Source organism: Moorena sp. SIO3A2, from assembly GCF_010672265.1.
Taxonomy (GTDB): domain Bacteria; phylum Cyanobacteriota; class Cyanobacteriia; order Cyanobacteriales; family Coleofasciculaceae; genus Moorena; species Moorena producens.
Map to the genome: position 1 here is coordinate 87,656 of NZ_JAAHHC010000011.1, position 19,021 is coordinate 106,676.

The following is a 19,021-nucleotide window of genomic DNA, read 5'->3' on the forward strand; positions in this document are numbered from 1 at the left end:
TTTTACTCCTGGTCTAGTTTTCTATGCCGTTGGCCAGTACAAAGCCAGTAGATCGGAGCTACTAAGCCAAAGGGTTTCCAACCCTGGGGATTTTTCAGGATTGATTCCTTAATTCCCTCACGGTCTCGACTAATACGCCTCATGTTTGGTTCTGGATGGCGCTCCCCCAACATGCCAAAAGCCGAGGTGGTGAAGCAATCAATGCTTCCAGGTCCCGATTGCTCCCAAGCCTGCAATCGTTTCATAACTTCAGGAAAGCGAGCGGTTGCTACATACGTCGGTTGATGGCGATTTACCCATAACTCAGGCTGTTCGCACTTGGTGAGAACCAGGGCAATGCGCCGGTGTATCACCCCTGTTTCTGCTCGGTCTAGTGCGATCAAAAATTTATCCAGACCATTGGCATACTCTTTGTCTTTGCGATTAGCTAAGCCATCAACCAGTAACATAATGCCGTTGGCTTGCACGGCATCTTCTAGGTAATCCCGAAGCAAGGGGGTAGCTGCTTGGTACAACACATCTTGGAAAAACTCTCCAGAATAGTCTTTACAATTTATGTTGAGCCTTACCAAAGAGGAACCTAAGCTGGTCTTCAGCCGCCGCCAGGAAAACTGGTCTTTGAGAACTATCTCGATACTATAATCTTTAACTTCATCGGCCTTAGCATCCAAGGGAGTGCCTTCTAACTGCTCCCCTTGTTCTAAAATTTTCTTGGCTTTCTCGATTAGTGCTTCCCCATCTTCATTAATTGGTGTTACTGTCTGCACTGGACTGGTGGAGGGGTCAGCTCCAGGCCAACGAGCCAAGGCAGCCATGTAGGTAGTTTTGCCAGATTTACGGTCTCCAATCACCCGCACACTAGCACTCAGTTGTGCTGGTTTAGGCAGGATTTTTTTCCCTAACTTGTTTTTTCCTAACCACTTATTAAACATTGACTCCTATCCTGTTGCCTGTACTGAGCCAATAAAGGGGAGAAAATATACTATAGGGTTGCCATTTATCAGGGTCTCTCAGCACTGACATTTCTCCATCCCATCCTGGTTCATTGATACGATTAGGTCTGGGGTCATTTCGACCCAAAACCCCAAAGGTTGATAAAGCAAAAAAGCGCAAGTTTTCTGGTGCAATCTCCGATTGAAGCAATAATTTAGTTTGTCGTAAATGCACATCAAACAAGTCAACTCCTGGATCAAGCCTGCCCGGCCACAGTTCCCCTCGTTCACATTTAGTGATGGCCACCGCTACCCGTAAGTCTTTGGTTCTTTCATAGAAATCGAGTTTTTGAGTAAAAACCCTCAATTTTTGAGCGTAATACTCATCACTATTTCCTTGCCACCCAGTCAGGAAAATTAAACATCCCCCTACATCCTTACTTAATAATTCTTGAAATAAATCTTCGTGTTTATGGTATATAAAGCCTGATTCTAATTCGTCAAAAAGTTCTCCAGCAGCATCTTTAACAACTAGGTTAATCGTTTCGTTCTTATGCAGCTTTCTCTTCACTTCGATCTGAAAGGAGTAAACAGGTAAATCACTAACCCCTCCTAAAGGAAGTCTTGTGCCTTCTAAGGAATCTCCTGACAGGATTATATTTCTAGCTTGTTCAGCAAGATGTCTAGCATCTTCATTCAAGGGGTGGACGGTAAACATCTTCTGGTTAAAAGCCATTTTTCGCTCGGACCAATAAGCCAAACCAGCTAAATAAGTGGTTTTTCCTGATTTTCGCGGACCAATGACAAAGATATTTCCCATCTTGTAATTCCTCTCTTAACGTAAGCATTCAGCGGTCAGCGGTCAGCGGTCAGCGGTCAGCGGTCAGTAGACGTAACTAAGATTAAACAAAGCTTAGGTGTTTTATTTTAAAGGGTTTGTTCAGCGTGCAGATCACCTGATAACTGATAACTGATAACTGATAACTGATAGCTAATAGCTGATAGCTGATAGCTGATAACTGAAGCTGATAGCTGATAGCTGATAACTGAAGCTGATAGCTGATAGCTGATAGCTGATAGCTGATAGCTGATAGCTGATAGCTGATAACTGATAGCTTACCTCCTAACTAGCAAGAAAGCTGGCTAAATAAATCCAGGGTAGTTCTAACAGAGCACGATTATAAATACTGGTAATAAAACAACGCACAGGCACCCCCGCAGGAGGTTTAGTCATGGCTACTAGTTGACGTTGCACTGGTCGAAAGTAGCGCTGGGAAACATAGCTATTACGTTGATACCAGTTTTTCCGAGAACGCAGTGGATCATAGGCAAGCTGAAAGGCTTCTTGCTCTAAATCGCAAAATAGATCGGCTTTGTTTAAGCAAATCACAATATGTCGTACCTTGGGGCAATCATTATGAAAAAAATCTACCCACCGTTGAAATCTATTACACCACTGTTGTTGAGTAGGAAATTCCGAGAAGTCTACCGGAGCCTGGGGTGATAGCATCTCCCGATAGGGTGGCAAGACTAGCAAAATCCCCTCGCTCTGCTTTACTGCTGCCAATACCTGCTGCCATTGTTGGGGATTATCCAGCTGCCAGGATTTGCGCCAGACTTCCCCCGGAGTATCGATCCAGTCTATAGAGATGGTCTTGCGACCAGCCGGTAACTTTACTTCTACCTCAAGGTAACGAGTGCTATAGACATTGGTGGGATCAACTGGTGTGGGTCGAAATTTGTCTTCTGTTTCATCAAAGAAGAGTGCCTTCAGGTTGTCGTAACTCTGGTTGGGAATATGGACATAGTCAAATTTAGAGTTAGTTAACTCAATGGCTAAGGCTGTCTTGCCGGTATTGCGATCGCCTATGTAAATTACTGCCACCGTCTAGTCGAGATTACTATTTTATGGTATAGTACCAACTTTATCAATCGGTGAGGTGCAAGGTTTTAGGGAGTCGGGATTGGGAGTCGGAAGTCGAAGCTCCCGACTACCTCAAGAATTTGTTACAAAAATTAAAAAAATATGCTATAATATAATATTTTTTGTGCTACAATCAAATTGTGGACATAAAATCCACGGGAAGAGCCAGCCTAGGGATTTTCGTAGGCTCAAGGCTGGCTCTGGGTTCCCCTTAAAGGAGATAACTTCATATTATGTCTTATCGTCCATGCCTATACCCATGGGTTATGATTCGCCTATCACCACGGAGGCAACCAGTAGTATTCGCTCGGTTCCGCAACCGTTCTGATGGCGAGAGCTATTTGCAGGCTCTGAAACCTCTGATGCCTAATGCCAAGTTTGTCCTTTTTTTTGATATAGGTCTGCCCATGGATCAAGAAGAGAGTACCTAGGGTGCCTTAGGGGCGGACGCTGCTGGCGAATTCGTGAAACCCTTATTCTGCCGTAATCTGCTCCCCTCTCCCAAGGTTGGGAGAGGGGCTGGGGGTGAGGGCTGATCGGGCTTCAAGGTAAGTTCGCGAAATATTTCGCCAACAGCATCCGCCCCGTAACGCACCACCTTTGGCATTGGCATTGCTGAATCTTGGAATCAATAGGAGTAGAGTGGGCATCCTGCCCGCTCGAAAATAAGGAGGAAACTGGCAAGATGCCAGTTCTACACAAGATGCCAGTTCCACGCCTGATGCCCATTCCACAGGTGCGACCCAAGGCCGGGTTCCCCGGCCTAGGAGGCGCGCACCTACTCTTAAAATCATTCCATTATTAAGCAACGCCTTGGCATCACTGCAATTCCTTATATAATTCCTTAAACCGACGCTGCTGCTGATTATGATCGACAATTGGTGCTGGATACCCACACATTTCGCGTCCGCTTTCAGGAATCTTCCCACTCACCACATACTCCGTATCCACAGAACTCAACTCCGGTAACCATTCCCGAATATACTCACCGTCCGGGTCAAACTTTTTAGCCTGACTAGCTGGGTTAAAAATTCGCAATGGTTTAGGATCCATCCCACTAGAGGCACTCCATTGCCAACCACCATTATTAGCACTAAGGTCTCCATCCGATAACCGCTGCATAAAATACTTTTCCCCCCACTGCCAATTAATAATCAAATCCTTAGTCAGAAAACTAGCAACAATCATCCGACAGCGGTTATGCATCCATCCGGTTTGATTTAACTGCCTCATCGCAGCATCAACGATCGGGTAGCCAGTCTTGCCCTCACACCAAGCTTGAAAGAATTCTGGATTATTATCCCAGGGAAAATCTTGGAATTTCTGGCGATAAGGTCCTTGTGCTAATTCTGGGAAGAAATACATAGCATGTTGGTAAAACTCCCGCCAAGCCAGTTCCTGTTGCCAAGTTTGGATACTTTGGCGAGCTTCATCACTGCGACTCAAATTATAAGCATTCTGAGCGGCCTGCCAAACCCTGCGAATCCCAATCACACCAAACTTGAGAGCAGCACTAAGTTTCGAGGTACCATCCACCCCTGGGAAATTACGTTGTTCGTGATAATCCCCAATAGTGCGATCGCAAAATTCCTCCAGTATCTCTTGGGCTACCTTTTCCCCTGGTGGCACTAACAGTTCATTCTCCCAGACATACCCCAAATCTATAGCACTAGGTAAATCAGTCACCCCTGCTGCTAGGGCATTGTCTTGTTCTATTTCCGTCAAGGATTCAACCCTAGTCAAAGTTGCCACAGGTTCTGCCTTAGATTGACCTTGCCAATTTTTCCAGAAAGGAGTGTAGACACTATAGGGATTGCCAGACTTAGTGAAAATTTCTCCTGGTGCGTGTAATAACTGATCCCAATAGTTATAGACAGCAATACCCTTTTCCTTCAACCCTGCTGCTACATCTTGATCCCGTTCCTTAGAATAAGGTTCCACATCCCAATTCCAACAAACAGCCTTAGCCTCCAGAGCAGCAGCTAAATTAGGAATTCCTTGCCTAGGGTCTTGATGTAGGATTAATAGTTGACTACCAGCTTGCCTGTAACCCTGCTGCAATTGTTCTAAGCAGCCAATCATATAAGTTACTCTTGCTGGGGCAATATCATCCCGCTCTAGAATAGTAGGGTCAAGACAGAAAACACCGACAAGCTTGGGACTTAGCTCAAAAGCAGCAGCTAGTCCCACATTGTCAGAAATCCGTAAATCACGGCGATGCCAGAATAGAATCAGGTTAGTCATTCAAGAACGGGCGAGCCATAAAAAAGCTGGAAATAGATTTAGCATCCACTGGCTCACCCTCCAAGATAGCTTGTTCTAACTCTTTTGGTGTCATTAAAACCACCTCTATATCCTCATCATCATCTTGCTTAGGAGGGGCTTCCAATTTCTCCAAATCCTCCGCCAGAAACGCATAAATGTACTCATCGGAATAGCCAGGAGCAAGGGGAAATTTCCCCAAAGATTTCCAGCGATGAGCGCGATAGCCAGTTTCTTCTTCTATTTCCCGTTTAATAGTTTCAGCTGGGTTTTCATGGGATTCTACCGTACCAGCAGGGAATTCCAAAAGACGCCCACTAACAGCAAAGCGATATTGCCGTACTAGTACCAGTTTACCATCGGGTGTTACCGGTACCGCCAAGGAACCACCAGGGTGACGGATACATTCCCATTGCCCTTCTGATTGATTAGGAAGACGTAGATTATTCACCTCGAAACTAAATCGTCTTCCTTGGAAAAATAGGTGTTTTTTCAGGAGTTGAGGGGGTTCTTGACCAGGTAGCATAAGAAGTATGAAAGATTAAGGATTAAGCATTCAGCGGTCAGCGGTCAGCGGTCAGCGGTCAGCGGTCAGCCAAAGGCTGATAGCTGATAAGGGTCAGCGGTCAGCGGTCAGCCAAAGGCTGATAGCTGATAGCTGTTCGGTGTAGCGTGCGCGTAGCGCTAATCGCTGTTCGCTGATACGCGACACGCTGATAGCTGATAGCTGACCTGCGATCGCAAATCCCGTCACTGATTCTACCCAATCCGGGCAATTTGTGCCAGGGAAGCACCAAGGCTCTTTCCCCCATGGGCTTTCAGCTTTAGGCTAATGGTTACCAGACCTAGAGTAAGGGTGACTGCTTCCCGGATGCCAGTTTTTTAAACTCCAGTTTTTTAAGCTGTCGTCCCATCTGTGTTTAGGAATTCAGTAACTAATGTTACCAGCTGTTTAGAACTAACTGTTACTAAGCTGTTGCGCATTTAAACTGTGATAACAGCATTGCCTTTGTTTTTTATTTTTCGTACCCATTTTATAATTAACCCTCCTTCATTTAAAAGATGATTTAACAAACATTCTAATTCTTCAATTGATTTGAAAACTCGATTGGCAATATATTCTTTTGCTGAATGCCAAACCAATTCAATTAAGTTATAATCAGGACTATACTCGGGAAGATANCCCGAAGGCAGATTCTCACGCGTTACTCACCCGTCCGCCACTCCCCCGAAGGGGCGTTCGACTTGCATGTGTTAAGCATACCGCCAGCGTTCATCCTGAGCCAGGATCAAACTCTCCATGGTACTCAGTTTTTTTCTTTCCCTGACCCTTAGTCAACTTAAACAGTTAACTTCGAACCAGTTCGGAATTTTAGGTTTTAGTTTTAGCTAATCTGTCCTATAATTAGGTCAGACTAAATTGAAAATTTCTTGACGAGTAGCGACCGTATATTGGCTCTCAAACTATAGATTTTTCTTGGTTCGGGGCGGTGCGGTGCGCTTGGCTTTCCTCATCGCCATTTACTAATTTACAGGGTAAAAAAGGGTTTGTCAACCTAAACCCGAAACTTTGTTGGGAATAAATTCTTGAAACCTAGGCATGACAAGGGTTTTAGAATTAAAAAATTTTTTTTTGAATCCGTTTCCGAGGTCTGACCAAGGGAAGAGGGGTAAGCTCTGAGGTCACAGTGGTAGGTTTTTTAGATTTAGGTCGGCAGTGGGCAGTGGGCAGTGGGCAGTGGGCAGTCAGGAGTCGGGAGAATTATTAAGTAATTATTGTATATTTAGATACATACATTAACAGGGGCGTGTCGGTTGGTCGTTTAAGTGCAGGTTGGTATAATTGCTCCGATGCTTCCCAGTGAAACGGGCAATTCACCTGGATTTACTAGGAATCAAACAACTGAAAGCCCCGCCACAAAGTGAGCGGGTCAAAAGTTACCGCATTCAGAGGGTCGCCTTTATAGTCGGCAGGCTATGCATAAAAGAGGTGCGACCCGTGGCGCATTTAATTCGCCGTTCGCGAAGCTTCGCCTACGGCGAACGGAAAGCGCACCTTTGGTTAAAACTCGTCAAATAAGGCTCCACTCTTCTAAGGTTTCATCTCCGGGATGAAAGTTTATAGCGGCTTCAGCCGCCGTAAAAGAAATCTCTGAAAGATTCCGGAATCATAGCCCTTAAGCAATGTATACTAAAGTAGGTACAGGTTGAAAAACCGAGGCTGAGCCGGGAGAGAGACCCGTAACTTATTGACCTTAAAATAATAATGCCTAGAGGGCAGGGAAAATCCTCTTCAAAAACCCAATCATCAATTAACCGTTGGTGTGTGAACCCAGAAAAATCACACTTTAAAAGAAACGGTACGGTGGGGCACACCGGAACCAAGTGAAAAGGAAGGGAAACGGACTTTTTAAGGCACTTCCTATTAAGTAACTAAACGCTTAAGGAGAATCGCCCTCTGGGTCTGTCGTGAATTGACTAGGAACTTGGTCTTGACGGGTTCTTGGTTTAAGTACTGTCTAGTTTTTGGCGGCGTCAAAGATTAGAACACGACGGTTTAAGGCGGCTCGTTGATCTAGGAATCCCCACGCCTTTAGGACGGGGAGTGTCAAAGTAATTGTCCGGTTATTTCCAGGATTAATCCGTAAGTAGTGGCTGTTACCATTCAGAGGCAAGATTAGTGAAGAGCCCTTTGCACTGGCACCATGAAATCCATTGTTGAACAACTTAGACTTCAATTCACTCAAGCCTTAACTGCTGCCTTCGGTTCTGACGTGGCAGGGGTAGATCCAATGATGGTACCTGCCAGCAATCCCAAATTTGGTGACTATCAGTCTAATGTGGCCTTGGCTTTGAGCAAACGTTTGAAACAGCCGCCAAGAGCGATCGCAGAATCTTTGTTGCAGTATATAGATGTGGCTGAGATATGTCAGAGCCCGACTATTGCTGGTCCAGGCTTCATTAATTTGAGCTTAAAACCTGCTTACTTGGAAGAACGGCTAAGGGAGATTCACACTGACCCACGTCTAGGAGTAGCAGTCGCTCCAGCCCCTCGACAGGTCATTGTTGATTTTTCTTCTCCCAATATTGCTAAAGAGATGCATGTGGGACATCTACGTTCAACGATTATTGGGGATTCGATTGCCCGGATCTTAGAATTTCGGGGTCAAAATGTACTGCGCTTGAATCATGTGGGAGATTGGGGAACCCAATTTGGGATGTTGATCACTTATCTTAGGGAAGCTTACCCAAGTGCTTTGACTACAGCTGATGCCCTGGATTTGGGAGATTTAGTTACCCTTTATCGGCAAGCTAAACAACGGTTTGATGCAGATGAGGAATTTCGGGAAGCATCTAGACTCGAAGTTGTTAAACTCCAATCTGGTGCAGCCGATAGCCGCCGTGCTTGGCAACTACTGTGTGACCAATCTCGGCGGGAGTTTCAGATTATCTACGATTTGCTGGATATTCAGCTCACCGAAAGGGGGGAATCGTTTTACAATACCTTGCTGCCAGAGGTGGTGGACTATTTAGACAAGTCTGGCTTGTTAGTGGAAGACTCGGGAGCGAAATGTGTTTTCCTTGAGGGGTTTACAAATAAAGATGGTGAGCCTCTGCCGTTGATTGTGCAAAAATCTGATGGGGGCTATAACTATGCCACCACTGACTTAGCTGCACTGCGCTACCGGACTGAGCAAGACCAGGCTCAAAGGATTATATATGTTACTGATTCCGGACAAGCAAATCATTTTGCGCAGGTATTTCAGGTGGCTCGGCGGACTGGTATTCTTCCAGAAAATGTTGAAGTCGTTCATGTTCCTTTTGGTTTGGTTCTGGGGGAAGATGGCAAAAAGCTGAAAACGCGGTCTGGGGAAACAGTGCGGTTGCGGGATTTGTTGGATGAAGCGATCGCAAGATCTGGTGCTGATTTAGAATCGAGACTGAAGCAAGAAGGTCGGGAGGAAACTGAGGAATTTAAAGAGCATGTTGCCAAAGTTGTAGGCATGAGTGCAGTTAAGTATGCTGACCTTAGTCAAAATCGTACCAGCAACTATATATTCAGCTTTGATAAGATGTTGGCACTCCAGGGCAATACGGCACCATATATGCTTTATGCCTATGTCCGCATTCAGGGAATTAGCCGCAAAGGGGAGATTGATTTTGAGCAACTGGGAACCGATGCCAAAATTTTGTTGCAAGAAAACCCAGAATTGGTGCTAGGGAAGAAGTTATTGCAACTGAATGAGGTTCTTGGTGAAGTTGAGAAAGAATTGATGCCGAATCGCCTTTGTCAGTATTTGTTTGAATTGAGCCAGAAGTTTAATCAATTCTATGACCAATGCCCTGTACTGAAAGCCGAAGAACCCAAACGCACATCCCGTCTGCTGCTATGTGATTTGACTGCTAGAACTCTGAAACTGGGATTGTATTTACTCGGAATTCAGGTACTGGAGCGGATGTAGTACAGTGAACTATCTGAATAACTCTACTTCAGCATCAGCTAGTTCACGACACTAGTCTTCGAGCCACAGGGTGAGATAATGGTTTGGTTTTGACCAAAAAAAGGGGTTTCAAGCCCCGTCCTTCGTTCGGCGGCTTTCAAGTAATCTGTTATAATCAAAGAGTGGCCTAGCACAGACAGGATTCGTCGGTACTGTCATAAACCCCACGACGTAAAGCGATGTTAGCACGTGAGGCGCGAAAAACCTCATTAAAAACGTATGGATCCTAACAGATACCGAAAACCAGTAAAGCAAACTTTAAAAACTAAAAAGTACCGTGGGGCACACGGAAACTGAGCAAAATCAACGCTTAGGGAGACAAGCCCACTGGGGTTAGTTAAATTAAGCTAGGTATTTGGTTTTTTTCAACGGATATTCGGCTTAAATATTACCTTTGACGGATAGCTAATTTTAAGGCATGTCGAAGAACTAAGAATCCCCGTTCTTCCATGACGGGGAGTGTCAACACAATTTCCACATCTTGACCCAAAGCGTTTAAGAAGCGAAACAGCCGCACAATTGAAAAACCCGCCAACTTACCATTGATAAGTGCGGACACTTTAGGCTGATCTACTCCTAAAACCTTTGCCGCCGCAGCTTGTGTCATACCCTGCTTGGCAATAATACTACTAATCTTACGAGCCAGTTCTGCTTTAACGATTAATTCGTCAGAGTTTTCTAAACCTAAATCGGCAAACACATTACCACTACTAGCTTGTACTTCAATTTCTTTGACCATAATTACTACCTCTAGTCGTGAGTGTAATGTTGTGAGTAATGTTCTCTGGCTCTTTTTAACAATGAACAGCGTGTATAAGAGCACTCCCCATAGCAGCAACACAAACCACTCGAAGGTGGCAAAACATGCAAACATAGGGTGCAGTTCAACTAAGATTTGCTCGACTCGACGATATAGAGCCATAATCTAACGGGCTGAGTTTTGCTGATTCAGCCCGTTTGGAACATTCTCGTCCCTAGGCGCGATCGGGGTGTTCTTTTCTTAGGGGTAATTCAACCACTCAACCGACCACAGAACTTCGCACTGTCCAGTATCAATAGATTGTAGCGATTTGAAAATTAGTGAGTAAAGGATTTGACAACTGCTATAAGTTATGGATAATCTGCTTCTGATATTCTTCCTCACTCATCATCTCTTCGGTACTCTCCACTCGGTCTAAAAATACAATTCCCTCAAGATGGTCATATTCATGCTGAAATATCCTGGCTACAAAGTCTGTTAATTGTTGCCGCTGACACTGACCATACCGATTAGTATACTCCACCTCAATTCTAGTATACCTGGGTACTAACCCTCGAATTCCGGGAATACTCAGACACCCCTCCCAGTCCTTAACCATGTCAGTGTCGTGACTAATAATGGCAGGATTAATCATAGCCGTTGGTTCCATCAACGGTGCGTGGGGATACCTTAAATTCGGACGAGACGCTACGATAAACAAACGATAGGATTGAGATACTTGGGGTGCTGCAATGCCAACCCCATTGGCCGCTGTAGCAGTTGCTATCAGGTGATCAATCAGTTGTTGAAGGCGTTCATCTAGCAAATTATCTACTCGCTTAGTGTGCTGCCGTAAAATCGGGTTGCCTAACTGAGCAATTTGTAGTGTTTCACTCGCCATAGTAAAAACCAAACGTCTATATCCGTCAAGCTTATTCGATCAAATGCTCAAACAGTACCTTTATATGCTGAAAATCGGTAAACCGTTTTGGGGGGTTGGATATAGGGAAAGGAATTTTTATTCTTTTGGTCTGGGCTGTTGCTCATGACATCTAGCTTAGAAACCATTGACTACGATAGAAGAAAAACGGTGAAAATTTCCCCAGAACAACTATGGATTCAGGTATTAGAACGTCTCAAACTACAACTGAGTCAGCCCACCTTTGAAACTTGGCTCGAAACAACTAGCGCTCAAGAGCTTGACAATAACTGCTTGGTGATTCGCACTCCCAATCCCTTTTCCAGAAATTGGTTGCAGAAGTATTACGTTAAAACAATTGCTGATGTCGTGGAAGATATTTTAGGTCAACCAGTGGAAATTCACTTCACAACAGCTATAGGAGACAATAACTCAATGACTGGTGATGTTGACTTTTCCTGGTCATTTACCGTAGCCACTAATCATTCCCAAAATACCTTTAAAAACCAGCCAAGACGGTCTAAGTTAAATCCTAAGCATGTTTTCTCTCGCTTTGTGGTTGGTCCTAATAATCGCATGGCTCATGCTGCATCTTTGGCGGTAGGGGAGTATCCAGGACGGGAGTTTAACCCTCTGTTTCTTTGTGGTGGTGTTGGTTTAGGCAAAACTCACTTAATGCAGGCAATTGGTCATTACCGCTTGGAGAATAACCCAGACTCTAAAATTTTTTATGTTTCTACTGAGCAGTTCACTAATGATTTAATTTCTGCTATTCGCGAGGATAGTCTCCAGAGTTTCCGAGAACATTATCGGACAGCTGAGGTACTTTTGGTAGACGATATTCAGTTTATTGAAGGTAAGGAATATACTCAGGAAGAGTTTTTCCACACCTTCAATACTTTGCACGAAGCTGGCAAACAAATTGTCTTGGCATCAGACCGTCCTCCTCATCAGATTAATAGCTTGGAAGAACGCCTTTGTTCCCGCTTTTCTATGGGGCTAATCGCTGATATTCAGCCACCGGATTTGGAAACTAGGATGGCTATTTTGCAAAAAAAGGCAGAGGACGAAAATATACGTCTACCCCACGACGTGGTTGAGTACATTGCTGCTAGCTACACCTCTAACATTAGAGAATTAGAGGGAGCTTTAACTAGAGCTGTGACTTATATATCGATTGCGGGGTTAGCGATGAATGTGGAAAATATTGCACCGATTTTGAACCCACCGACCAAGAAGATTCAAGCTTCTCCTGAAGTGATTTTAAGTACTATATCTGATACTTTTAATCTTTCAGTGGAAGACTTAAAAAGTAGCTCTCGGAGGCGAGAAATTAGTTGGGCTAGGCAAATTGGAATGTATCTGATGAGGCAGCATACAGAATTGAGCCTACCCCGAATTGGGGAAGAATTTGGGGGCAAAGACCACACGACAGTCATGTACAGCTGCGATAAAATAACTCAGCTGCGGGAAAAAGATGATGAGTTAGCTCAGAAACTTTCTCAGTTAAGCGATCGCATAAATCTGACAGCCAGGAGTCAAAACCAAAAATAAAGCGTGTTTATAGCAATTATCAGCGACGTTTGAGGTAATTTTGTCCTGGCTTTTAGGGAATAGGGAATAGGGAATAGGGAATAGGGAATAGGGAATAGGGAACAGGGAAAAAATACTCTGTACCTGATTAGCCTAGAAAACACTATATTAACTAAAGTTTATTAATTAAAGTTTATTAATTAACCCCTTGAGCTTGATGTTATGATCGAGTCTACTGCTGGAATATCTGGCTTCTGAGTATAAATGCTCTGTGGAAAAATCACCGAATTTTTCCACAACTTTTTCCACAAATGGATTACTAGCCCAATTAGTATTCAGCTATCAGTTATCAGCTATCAGCTATCAGCTATCAGTTATCAGTTATCAGCTATCAGTTATCAGCTATCAGTTATCAGCTATCAGTTATCAGCTATCAGTCATTAGCTATCAGCTATCAGGTATCAGTTATCAGCTATCAGCTATCAGCTAAAGGCTGACCGCTGACCGCTGACCGCTGACCGCTGACCACTGACCGCTGACCACTGACCGCTGACCACTGACCACTGACCGCTGACTACTGACCACTGAATACTTAGGTTTTTGAGGTGGTTTTGTAGAAAGATTAGTAATCGAGTACTATAGTTTTTTGCTAAAGCAAGCCCCATTAGAAAACCAATCATGAAACTGGTTTGCAGTCAAAGTGACCTCAATACAAACCTTTCACTAGTGAGTCGGGTAGTCCCTTCTCGCCCTACTCATCCTGTGCTGGGTAATGTTTTGTTAGAAGCAGACCAAAAAAATCAGCGGGTGCTACTAACTGCTTTCGACCTGAGCGTGGGTATCCAGACTAGCTTTAATGCTGACGTTGAGACAGGAGGGGAAATTACGCTGCCAGCCAAACTGCTCAATGATATTGTCTCCCGTCTACCTTCAGGGGAAATTACTCTAGAGGATGATGGGACAGGAACAGACAGTGATAGCCTGATTGTGACCTTAACCTCGGCTACCGGACGTTATCAGGTTCGAGGCATGAGTTCTGAGGAATTCCCCGAACTGCCGGAAGTTAACACATCCGTTGCGGTTCATATTCCTGTAGAAGTCTTAAAGGCTGGATTGCAGGGTTCTTTATTTGCCACCAGTTCTGATGAAACTAAGCAAGTGTTGACGGGGGTTCACCTTACTGTACAGTCGGACAAATTGGAATTTGCTGCTACCGATGGTCACCGACTAGCAGTTGTGGAAACTAATCGCACAATAGAGGAAAGTGCAACGACTGAAGCTACCCAAGAATTGGATGATCATGATTTCCCCCTAGAATTTACTTTACCAGCTAGAGCGTTAAGGGAGTTGGAGCGGATAGTATCTAAGGCTGAAGCTCAAGATATTATTGCGATTCAGTTTGAACCTGGTCAGATTGTTTGTCAAGGGGGAGAACAGCGTTTAACAAGCCGAACTTTGGAAGGACAGTACCCTTCCTATCATCAGCTGCTTCCCAAACACTTTGAGCGTCAGCTCATTCTCGATCGCCGTCAATTACTGAGTGCAGTAGAACGGATTGCAGTGTTGGCTGATCAGAAAAATAATATTGTCAAGTTTAATATCGATAGTGTTAACCAGCGGCTTCACCTCTCGGTAGAGGCAAAAGATTTGGGTAGTGGTCGGGAGTCAATGGAAGTAGAAATATCGGGTGATAGTTTGGAAATTGCTTTTAATGTTAAGTACTTAATTGATGGCTTAAAAGCCCTTTCTACCTCTGAGATTAAAATGCAGATGAATGAAGCTAATAGTCCTGTGATTTTTATGCCTCTAGGGGGATTGAAGATGACCTATTTGATTATGCCAGTGCAGATTAGAAAATAGGTAAGGATTCAGCGGTCAGTGGTCAGCCCTCAGCCCTCAGCCCTCAGCCCTCAGCCCTCAGCCTTTAGCTGATAACTGATAGCTGATACGCGACACGCTGATAGCTGATAGCTTACCTCCGGACTCCCGACTCCCGATTCCCGATTCCCGACTCCCGACTCCCTTCTAGGTTATTAATCTAACTGCAAAACTACTTATTTTCCAAGGCTCTATCTGAACTACTTTTCCATCCGGTGATGGTTCTGATAAACTCACAGGTCTTTCCAATAAATCAACTGGGTGAACTACTTTTAATCCCAAATCACTCACTAAGGATAAATTCGCTGATTCCCCATGAGATTCATAACACCTGAGAATCCATTGATCAGGGATATCTTCGGATTGTTTAAGTGCCATTAAAATTAGAGTCTTGGCTGACAAATTTAATAGTTGTCCGGTTGATGGTAAAGAAGGTTGACTATTATTACTGACATTATTACTGACAACAGAACTATTGGGGGGAGACCAAAGTAAACTTAGAAATGGTAAGTTAAGCTGGTATGCTAGGTGAATTGTATCTGCAAAACGCCAATTGCCTTGATGAGGATAAAGAGCATAGGTGAATTGGTGGATGCCTTGATCAGCTTCAGGATCGGGCCACGTCGGAGAGCGAAGCAATGTTAGACGTAATTGGGACGCCTGGGCATCATAACCGTATTTGCAATCATTGAGCAAACTGACACCATAGGTTTGATCACTCAAGTCTGCCCAACGCAGAGCAGGTACTTCCCATTTAGCTTGCTCAGCATGGGTTTGGGGTCGAGTAGAACGTTTAATTACCCCACAAGGCATCTCATAGGACACATAATCGGCATCAATGGCTAATGGAAAAGCAGCTTTGACTAATACATGGCGTTCCTGCCAGTCTACGGTAGTGGCAATTTTGAGGACTGGGGATTCTGCTGAGAGGATATAGTCCTGACAAAATTGCGATCGCATCAGCCGACGCACCACTCGCAAACGCTGACTCAATACTCCTGTTTCAACCCACTCGATCCCGATCAGCTCAGTGCTCGGCAAAGGATGGTCAGCATAATTTGGGTCTATATTCCATGCATCCCAATATTGACCACTATCCTCGAAAGCTTGTAGCTGATTTCCAGGACCACTAAGCACTTCCCGCTGATTAACCTGATCGAAGACACTACTCAAATCTCCAGTTTCTGGGTCTACCACTACTCGTAGGTATTGATTCTCTAAGACTAAATCTTCAATCGGGAATCGGGAATCGGGAATCGGGAATCGGGAATCGGGAATCGGGAATCGGGAATTGGGAATCGGGAATCGGTACCCACCCCTAGGGCATGTCTTCAAACTCGGAGATCCCCCTAAATCCCCCTTAAAAAAGGGGGACTTTGAGTTTGGCTCCCCCCTTATTAAGGGGGGCTGGGGGGCTAAATCCCCCGAGCGAGGGATTGCTCGCTCGGGGGACTTTGAGTTTGGCTCCCCCCTTATTAAGGGGGGCTGGGGGGGATCTAAATCTTGCGGAAAACTTTGAAAACACGCCCTAACCCCTCCCAGGAGGGAATCGGGAATCGGGAATCGGGAATCGGGAGATAGCTCTATGGTCAACTCCACATCATTGCTGCACAACCAAAAAACACGATATCCTACCGAAGGAATATTACTGGCTAGAAACAGCAATTCTATTTGAGAATAGGAGAGATTTTCATTGTTATTGTCATGGTTTGGGATATCTTGGGCTTGATCGTGGCTAACTTGAGAGACTATCTTTTCCCCAAAACAGTCATACACTTCCCATTCGATTGACTCGACCGGTATAGAAACAGGTAACGAAACAGCTAAAGAAATCGCAATTACTTCTGAACGCTGCCAATTGAGAGGATTAAAGACAATAATCGCTTGAGCATTGGGTTTTGGTGGTGGTGGCAGGGTGATCTTGGATGCGATCGCATTTAAGGATTCCTCCAATATATCTCCCGTCACCTCCTCTACTTCCTGCCAAGCCTGATTAGCGTCTACAAAGACTTCCGGAATCGATGTTCCTGGTAATATATCGTGGAACTGATTAAATAACACCTTTTTCCAGGCTTCCTCTAGTTCAGTCTTAGGATACGCTTGTCCTGTCGCAATGGTTTTTAGGGCTGCAAACAGTTCTGCTTGGTACAACAATCCCTCACAACGACGTAGATAGCGCTTTTGGTCAGCGTGAGTGGTATAGCAACCCCGATGGAATTCTAGATATAGTTCATCATTCCAGACCGGAATCTCTTTAGTGGTTTGGCTTTGGCCTTTCCCCCCTCCCCTCTGCTCTGTTCTGCTTTCTTCTCTCCCCACACTTCCGACACTTCCGACACTAAGGTTCTCAACACAACTTGCAACCTTCAACCTGCTAACCTTGGCCAAAAGGCCACGCTTCGCGAACAACAAATACTCACTGGCCGTGGTAAATTCCAGCTTTGGGAAGAATGGGGATTGTTGCCAACGTCTTGCTACTTGTAACATATCCCTGGTGGGACCACCGCCATGATCTCCCACACCAGGTAACCAAAATGCCTCCTTGAGTGAAGTTTGAATTTCCCAATCAATGGCATAGCTTGCCATAGTAATGGGATTTGTATCCATAACACCAGCAACGTTAGGGGGAGACATTAGGCTGAAGATTTGACTGCCATCGGGAGACTGCCACCAGAAAGCACCATAGGGAAATTTGGTGCTATCGTTCCAGTGCAGCTTCTGGGTCACGAAGTAGTCAATTCCACCCTGTTTGAGCAATTGAGGTAGTTGCCAACAGAAGCCAAAACTATCGGTTACCCATGCCACTGTGGTTAACTGACCGAAGGTTTTCTGGACGTAACGTTGACCATAGAGGATTTGTCGGACAATTGATTCACCATCAATTAAATTTAATTCCGGTTCTACCCACATCCCCCCCACAATTTCCCAGCGACCAGCAGCCACTTGTTGTTTAATCGCTTTAAATAAGTCAGGGCGATGCTGCTCTATCCAGGCATAAAGGGCAGGTGTGGTATGGCAAAAGGTGAAATCTGGAAATTCTTGCTGTAGCTTTAATACTGATTCAAAGGTACGCACAGCTACGTCCCAGGTCTCGCTCACTGGCCATAACCAAGCTAGATCAAGGTGAGCATGACCTAGCATTTGGATAGAGTTTTGACTATTTTGAATTCTGAAGTTTGAATTCTCAATTGTACTGAGTTGTTGGCGCAATCGGGTAAGCGATCGCATAAATTCTGTCGGCTGTGAAACCATATCCCAATTAATCTCAGCCACAGCCTTAGCTAGAGTCGCTAATTTTTCGGGTTCAAAGTTAGCGCTATACTTTTGTAAGACAGCCAATTCATCAGCTACAAAGCCTGGATCGATATCATGATTGGTGGCTTCGTAGAGGATTTGCGATCGCATTAATCCCCCGATATCATGACCAGGACTAACCAACCTTAGGGCTACGGCAAACTCTTCCCCTGGCACGACTGTTGAAGTTAGCAGCATCCGTGTGGAGGAATCAAACAAATCCCCTTCTTGTACCAGCTGACCGTTGACAAAAATCTCAGCCGATTCTGCCCACCACGTCAATACCAAACGTAATCCTAAGCCAGCTAAAGGATAGCCCTGCAAATCCTGGGGCACTAGGAATCGTTGACTCAACCAGATCACTTGTCTGCCAGCAGACCAAGTAATGTAATCCTTGTCATTACGTTGGGCTATTGACCAATTCTCCCAGCACTCTGGTTGAGTGGCCACAGGGTAAGGAATATCTTCATTACAGTATCGCCAACCCTGCTGAACATTTGTTTGAGTTAAAGCACGGAGTTTTGCGATCGCATGATTAATTCCATCAATAATCCTAATCTGATCCATTGGGTTTAAGTAATTGGAATAAGATTAGTCAAATTTTCCCTAAAATCAATGGCACCGACTATGATTAATTTGTTATTGGTGGTTTATTGAAAGTTATAGCGCTACGCGCAAGGCAAGAGGCATGCATGCTAGAGGCAAAGGTGCCCTTGACCCATGAAGAATTAAATTCGCCACGGGTCGCACCTAAAAGTTGACTACAACAGCTTTTGAGCTTGTATCAATGTCAAACAGCTTAATGGGTAGTGCTATGAGCGCTAGCCGTCAACTGTCAACCAATAACCAGTTCCTGGTATAGATGCAGCTTAAATGTCGATCAGGCTGATAAGCGCGTTTGTATTTGAGATGTAAACCTAAAAGCTCTTTTTTTATTGGACAATAAAATTGAGGAGCTCTTGCCCCTGTTGCCTGTTGCCTGTTGCCTGTTGCCTTTTGCCTTTTCCTGCAATAAGTGTGTTCACAATCGAGATACAA

General features: G+C 44.7%; 17 protein-coding genes and 1 pseudogene. 6 read left to right on the top strand and 12 right to left on the bottom strand.

The window, feature by feature from the left end; genetic code table 11:
* Positions 1-2: 2 nt before the first annotated feature.
* The 3 genes from F6K64_RS14250 to F6K64_RS14260 all read right to left on the bottom strand — a co-directional run bounded on the left by F6K64_RS14250 (position 3) and on the right by F6K64_RS14260 (position 2,817).
* Positions 3-932 carry a hypothetical protein gene (locus F6K64_RS14250; RefSeq protein WP_008184439.1) on the bottom strand — a complete coding sequence of 310 codons (930 nt, stop codon included), beginning with the start codon at positions 930-932 and terminating at the stop codon, positions 3-5.
* Positions 925-1,752: a hypothetical protein gene (locus F6K64_RS14255; protein ID WP_008184443.1), complete on the bottom strand. Its 828-nt coding sequence runs from the start codon at positions 1,750-1,752 to the stop codon at positions 925-927. Before F6K64_RS14255 ends, F6K64_RS14250 begins: the two co-directional genes overlap by 8 nt.
* Before the next feature lie 303 nt (positions 1,753-2,055).
* The gene (locus F6K64_RS14260) at positions 2,056-2,817 is read right to left on the bottom strand and encodes a hypothetical protein (RefSeq protein WP_008184446.1); all 762 of its coding nucleotides are present in this window, start codon (positions 2,815-2,817) and stop codon (positions 2,056-2,058) included.
* A gap of 272 nt (positions 2,818-3,089) precedes the next feature.
* On the opposite strand from F6K64_RS14260, the gene F6K64_RS14265 reads away from it, so the two are divergent.
* The gene (locus tag F6K64_RS14265; protein WP_287254190.1) at positions 3,090-3,287 is read left to right on the top strand and encodes a hypothetical protein; all 198 of its coding nucleotides are present in this window, start codon (positions 3,090-3,092) and stop codon (positions 3,285-3,287) included.
* Between the two features lie 42 nt (positions 3,288-3,329).
* On the opposite strand, the gene F6K64_RS14270 is transcribed toward F6K64_RS14265, so the two are convergent.
* The 5 genes and pseudogenes from F6K64_RS14270 to F6K64_RS14290 all read right to left on the bottom strand — a co-directional run.
* Positions 3,330-3,650: a hypothetical protein gene (locus F6K64_RS14270; RefSeq protein ID WP_287254189.1), complete on the bottom strand. Its 321-nt coding sequence runs from the start codon at positions 3,648-3,650 to the stop codon at positions 3,330-3,332.
* 25 nt (positions 3,651-3,675) lie between these two features.
* The gene (locus F6K64_RS14275; protein ID WP_008189337.1) at positions 3,676-5,100 is read right to left on the bottom strand and encodes an FAD-binding domain-containing protein; all 1,425 of its coding nucleotides are present in this window, start codon (positions 5,098-5,100) and stop codon (positions 3,676-3,678) included.
* Positions 5,093-5,644 carry an NUDIX hydrolase gene (locus tag F6K64_RS14280; protein WP_008189336.1) on the bottom strand — a complete coding sequence of 184 codons (552 nt, stop codon included), beginning with the start codon at positions 5,642-5,644 and terminating at the stop codon, positions 5,093-5,095. Before F6K64_RS14280 ends, F6K64_RS14275 begins: the two co-directional genes overlap by 8 nt.
* Positions 5,645-5,744: 100 nt before the next feature.
* On the bottom strand, positions 5,745-5,930 hold the full coding sequence (locus F6K64_RS14285) for a hypothetical protein (RefSeq protein WP_044495103.1): 186 nt from the start codon (positions 5,928-5,930) through the stop codon (positions 5,745-5,747).
* Between the two features lie 172 nt (positions 5,931-6,102).
* Positions 6,103-6,297, bottom strand: a pseudogene (locus F6K64_RS14290) (transposase); the annotation flags it as partial.
* Between the two features lie 682 nt (positions 6,298-6,979).
* Here F6K64_RS14290 and F6K64_RS14295 point away from each other — a divergent pair.
* Together F6K64_RS14295 and argS are read left to right on the top strand one after the other, a co-directional pair.
* Positions 6,980-7,198 (top strand): hypothetical protein, encoded by a 219-nt coding sequence (locus tag F6K64_RS14295; RefSeq protein WP_287265652.1) that lies wholly within the window; start codon positions 6,980-6,982, stop codon positions 7,196-7,198.
* A 625-nt stretch (positions 7,199-7,823) separates the two neighbouring features.
* A complete protein-coding gene (gene argS, locus F6K64_RS14300) occupies positions 7,824-9,581 on the top strand; it encodes an arginine--tRNA ligase (RefSeq protein WP_287265654.1) in 1,758 nt (585 codons plus the stop codon).
* Positions 9,582-10,008: 427 nt separating this feature from the next.
* Here argS and F6K64_RS14305 read toward each other — a convergent pair whose 3' ends face one another.
* Positions 10,009-10,359 carry a helix-turn-helix domain-containing protein gene (locus tag F6K64_RS14305; protein ID WP_287265655.1) on the bottom strand — a complete coding sequence of 117 codons (351 nt, stop codon included), beginning with the start codon at positions 10,357-10,359 and terminating at the stop codon, positions 10,009-10,011.
* A gap of 364 nt (positions 10,360-10,723) precedes the next feature.
* Entirely contained in the window at positions 10,724-11,260 is a 537-nt protein-coding gene (def, locus tag F6K64_RS14310; RefSeq protein ID WP_287265656.1) for a peptide deformylase, read from the bottom strand.
* A 189-nt stretch (positions 11,261-11,449) separates the two neighbouring features.
* Here def and dnaA point away from each other — a divergent pair, with 189 nt between their 5' ends.
* Together dnaA and F6K64_RS14320 are read left to right on the top strand one after the other, a co-directional pair.
* Positions 11,450-12,832 carry a chromosomal replication initiator protein DnaA gene (gene dnaA / locus F6K64_RS14315; protein ID WP_287265806.1) on the top strand — a complete coding sequence of 461 codons (1,383 nt, stop codon included), beginning with the start codon at positions 11,450-11,452 and terminating at the stop codon, positions 12,830-12,832.
* Positions 12,833-13,082: 250 nt separating this feature from the next.
* Positions 13,083-13,301 carry a hypothetical protein gene (locus F6K64_RS14320; RefSeq protein ID WP_287251293.1) on the top strand — a complete coding sequence of 73 codons (219 nt, stop codon included), beginning with the start codon at positions 13,083-13,085 and terminating at the stop codon, positions 13,299-13,301.
* Here the strand turns inward: F6K64_RS14320 and F6K64_RS14325 are convergent.
* Positions 13,294-13,491: a hypothetical protein gene (locus F6K64_RS14325; RefSeq protein ID WP_287251292.1), complete on the bottom strand. Its 198-nt coding sequence runs from the start codon at positions 13,489-13,491 to the stop codon at positions 13,294-13,296. The two genes, F6K64_RS14320 and F6K64_RS14325, sit on opposite strands and share 8 nt — an antisense overlap.
* Between F6K64_RS14325 and dnaN the strand changes: the two genes are divergently transcribed.
* Positions 13,490-14,671, top strand: a complete 1,182-nt coding sequence (gene dnaN / locus F6K64_RS14330) for a DNA polymerase III subunit beta (protein WP_287265657.1) — start codon at positions 13,490-13,492, stop codon at positions 14,669-14,671. The genes F6K64_RS14325 and dnaN overlap by 2 nt on opposite strands.
* A 165-nt stretch (positions 14,672-14,836) precedes the next feature.
* Here dnaN and F6K64_RS14335 read toward each other — a convergent pair whose 3' ends face one another.
* Complete coding sequence (locus tag F6K64_RS14335; RefSeq protein ID WP_287265658.1) at positions 14,837-18,550, bottom strand: alpha-mannosidase; 3,714 nt, start codon at positions 18,548-18,550, stop codon at positions 14,837-14,839.
* Positions 18,551-19,021 lie beyond the last annotated feature (471 nt).

Excerpts from the sequence above, each read along its gene's own strand:
- F6K64_RS14250 (WP_008184439.1), bottom strand. The coding sequence starts at position 932 with ATGTTTAATAAGTGGTTAGGAAAAAACAAGTTAGGGAAAAAAATCCTG.
- F6K64_RS14255 (WP_008184443.1), bottom strand. The coding sequence starts at position 1,752 with ATGGGAAATATCTTTGTCATTGGTCCGCGAAAATCAGGAAAAACCACT.
- F6K64_RS14265 (WP_287254190.1), top strand. The coding sequence starts at position 3,090 with ATGTCTTATCGTCCATGCCTATACCCATGGGTTATGATTCGCCTATCA.
- F6K64_RS14270 (WP_287254189.1), bottom strand. The coding sequence starts at position 3,650 with ATGATTTTAAGAGTAGGTGCGCGCCTCCTAGGCCGGGGAACCCGGCCT.
- F6K64_RS14275 (WP_008189337.1), bottom strand. The coding sequence starts at position 5,100 with ATGACTAACCTGATTCTATTCTGGCATCGCCGTGATTTACGGATTTCT.
- F6K64_RS14280 (WP_008189336.1), bottom strand. The coding sequence starts at position 5,644 with ATGCTACCTGGTCAAGAACCCCCTCAACTCCTGAAAAAACACCTATTT.
- F6K64_RS14285 (WP_044495103.1), bottom strand. The coding sequence starts at position 5,930 with ATGGGGGAAAGAGCCTTGGTGCTTCCCTGGCACAAATTGCCCGGATTG.
- argS (WP_287265654.1), top strand. The coding sequence starts at position 7,824 with ATGAAATCCATTGTTGAACAACTTAGACTTCAATTCACTCAAGCCTTA.
- F6K64_RS14305 (WP_287265655.1), bottom strand. The coding sequence starts at position 10,359 with ATGGTCAAAGAAATTGAAGTACAAGCTAGTAGTGGTAATGTGTTTGCC.
- def (WP_287265656.1), bottom strand. The coding sequence starts at position 11,260 with ATGGCGAGTGAAACACTACAAATTGCTCAGTTAGGCAACCCGATTTTA.
- dnaN (WP_287265657.1), top strand. The coding sequence starts at position 13,490 with ATGAAACTGGTTTGCAGTCAAAGTGACCTCAATACAAACCTTTCACTA.
- F6K64_RS14325 (WP_287251292.1), bottom strand. The coding sequence starts at position 13,491 with ATGATTGGTTTTCTAATGGGGCTTGCTTTAGCAAAAAACTATAGTACT.
- F6K64_RS14335 (WP_287265658.1), bottom strand. The coding sequence starts at position 18,550 with ATGGATCAGATTAGGATTATTGATGGAATTAATCATGCGATCGCAAAA.